Consider the following 2,713-nt stretch of genomic DNA (forward strand, 5'->3'; position numbering starts at 1 on the left):
GCTGCCACTCCGTGGCGAGCACGACCAGCTCCGCACCCTCGAGGGCCTCCTCGACGGAGTCGGTGTAACCGAGCGTCGGGAAGACCTTGCGGGCGTTGTCCATGGCCTTCGGGTCGTAGACGGAGACGTCGGCGCCCGCCAGGGACAGGGAACCCGCCACCGACAGCGCCGGCGAGTCACGCACGTCGTCGGAGTTCGGCTTGAACGCCGCACCCAGGACGGTGATGCGGCGGCCGAGCAGGTTGCCGTCGCACAGTTCGCGGGCCAGCTGCAGGACGCGGTCGCGGCGGCGCATGTTGATGGCGTCGACCTCCCGCAGGAAGGTCAGCGCCTGGTCGGCGCCCAGTTCACCGGCACGTGCCATGAAGGCACGGATGTCCTTCGGCAGGCAGCCGCCGCCGAAGCCGAGGCCCGCACCGAGGAACTTGCGGCCGATGCGGTCGTCGTACCCGATGGCGTCGGCAAGCTTGGTGACATCGCCGCCCGCGATCTCGCAGATCTCCGCGACGGCGTTGATGAAGGAGATCTTGGTGGCCAGGAACGCGTTCGCGGACACCTTGACCAGCTCCGAGGTCACCGTGTCCATGACGAGGAACGGGGTGCCCTCCGCGATCGACCTGGCGAACACCTCACGGGCGACCTCCTCCGCCCGGCTCTCGCCGCGACGCACACCGAGCACGATGCGGTCCGGGGAGATGGTGTCCTGCACGCCGTAGCCCTCGCGCAGGAACTCCGGGTTCCACGCGATCTCGACGGTCGTGCCGGGCCGCGCCAGTTCATCGGCCAGCGTCTGCAGCTCATCGGCGGTGCCCACCGGGACGGTCGACTTGCCGAGGATGACGTGGTCGCCCTCCAGCAGCGGCACCAGATCCCTGATGACCGCGTACACGTAGGTCAGGTCCGCCGCGTAGGAGCCCCGCTCCTGCGGGGTGCCCACGCCGAGGAAGTGGACGTTCGCGAACTCCGCGGCCCGCTGGTAGTCCGTGGTGAAGTCCAGGCGACCGGCCTCCAGGTTCCGGGACAGCACCTCCGGCAGGCCGGGCTCATAGAACGGGACCGTGCCCTCCTTGAGGGAGTCGATCTTGGCAGCATCCACGTCCACGCCGAGAACCTCATGGCCGAGCTCAGCCATGCAGGCCGCGTGGGTCGCACCCAGGTATCCGGTACCGATCACAGTCATACGCATACCCGCCATTGTTACCGCTCGAGAATGAACGCAGGCTGAACTGAGATTGAATGTCATCTACCGGGGGTGAAGGTGGGGTAGTTTCCACCCCCGAACTACTCCGCAGGGAAGTTCAGGTACGCCCGCGACGGGGTCGGACCCCGCTGACCCTGGTACTTCGAGCCCAGGGCACCGGTACCGTAGGGCACCTCCGCCGGGGAGCTCATCCGGAACAGCGCCAGCTGGCCGACCTTCATACCGGGCCACAGCGTCATCGGCAGGTTCGCCACATTCGACAGCTCCAGCGTGATGTACCCCGAGAAACCCGGATCGATGAAGCCCGCCGTCGAGTGCGTCAGCAGCCCCAGGCGGCCCAGCGAGGACTTGCCCTCCAGACGGCCGGCGAGGTTCGGCGGCAGCGTGAACTTCTCGAGCGTCGACGCCAGCACGAACTCACCCGGGTGCAGCACGAACGCCTCCCCCTCCTCCACCTCGACGAGGCTGGTCAGGTCGTCCTGCTGCAGCTTCGGGTCGATGTGGGTGTACTTCGAGTTGTTGAACACACGGAAGAACCGGTCCATGCGGACGTCCACGCTCGACGGCTGGATGTTCGCCGGCTCGAAGGGGTCGATCCCGAGGTCACCGGAGTCGATGGCGGAACGGATGTCACGATCTGAGAGAAGCACGGTCCTGAGTGTACGTGACGACGCCCCACCGCCGGCCCATTCGAGCACATGTACCAGTCAGCGGACATTAGTGTCCTGGGGCGACCCGCCCGGTGTCACCCGGGCGCTGTCGTTTCCGACGCAGACTTCCACTACTACGTCGAGGTCACCCTGCTGTAGACCAGGCGTTTCCTGCCCGACGCCACGCCAGTGCTAGACTTGTCCGGTAGCTCGTCATGAGCGACTGCCGGCGTAGTTTAATGGTAGAACTGCAGCTTCCCAAGCTGCTGGCGCGGGTTCGATTCCCGTCGCCGGCTCACTGTGATGCCGCAGGACAGACACCCATCTGTCCTGCGGCATCGTTGTTTTCCCCGACGGTTTGCCTACCGCAGGTGCTTCTCGGCCACGAGCCCGGAGGCCCGCACCCCGGACAGCGGGGAGCCCTGGTAGAGGGCCAGGTCATCCCAGTCGCCCCATTCGCCGGCCTGCCAGTGCGCCACGGGCAGACCGTGGGCGGCGACGCGGCCGAGGTACCAGTCGGCCAGGTTGTTCCAGTCGGGGTCGTGGTGGGGCCAACCGATCTCGCCGATGGCACCGCGCGCCCCGGCGGCCTGCAGCCAGGCGCTGAAGTCGGCGAGGTTCTCCTCGATGCGGGTGTGCAGGGCCGTGGGCAGGTCACCGGCGGTGTATCCGTCGCGTTCGGCCTGCCGGACGGTGGATTGGAAGGACCGAGTGTATCCACCGCTGCCGTCGGAGTCCCAGTAGTGGTGTGCGCAGTAGCGGATGCCGGGGTCGCTGATCCAGGGGGTCGGGTTGTACCGGTCCCAGTGGCGCAGGGAGGACCACTGCCATCCGGCGACGTGGATCTCCAGGGTGGGGTCGA

At 67.3% G+C, this 2,713-nt stretch carries 3 protein-coding genes and 1 tRNA gene; 1 reads left to right on the top strand and 3 read right to left on the bottom strand.

The features are described 5' to 3' along the window. On the bottom strand, positions 1-1,186 hold a 1,186-nt coding region (locus tag GXZ33_RS00755), incomplete at its 3' end, for a UDP-glucose/GDP-mannose dehydrogenase family protein (RefSeq protein ID WP_291338959.1). A gap of 95 nt (positions 1,187-1,281) precedes the next feature. Next, complete coding sequence (gene dcd / locus GXZ33_RS00760; RefSeq protein ID WP_291338960.1) at positions 1,282-1,851, bottom strand: dCTP deaminase; 570 nt, start codon at positions 1,849-1,851, stop codon at positions 1,282-1,284. Between the two features lie 225 nt (positions 1,852-2,076). On the opposite strand from dcd, the gene GXZ33_RS00765 reads away from it, so the two are divergent. Continuing rightward, positions 2,077-2,147 (top strand) — tRNA-Gly (locus GXZ33_RS00765). Between the two features lie 66 nt (positions 2,148-2,213). Here GXZ33_RS00765 and GXZ33_RS00770 read toward each other — a convergent pair. Further along, a partial coding sequence (locus GXZ33_RS00770) for a hypothetical protein (RefSeq protein ID WP_291338961.1) occupies positions 2,214-2,713 on the bottom strand: 500 nt, incomplete at its 5' end.

The sequence above is a fragment of the Corynebacterium sp. genome, from assembly GCF_012838985.1.
Lineage (GTDB): Bacteria > Actinomycetota > Actinomycetes > Mycobacteriales > Mycobacteriaceae > Corynebacterium.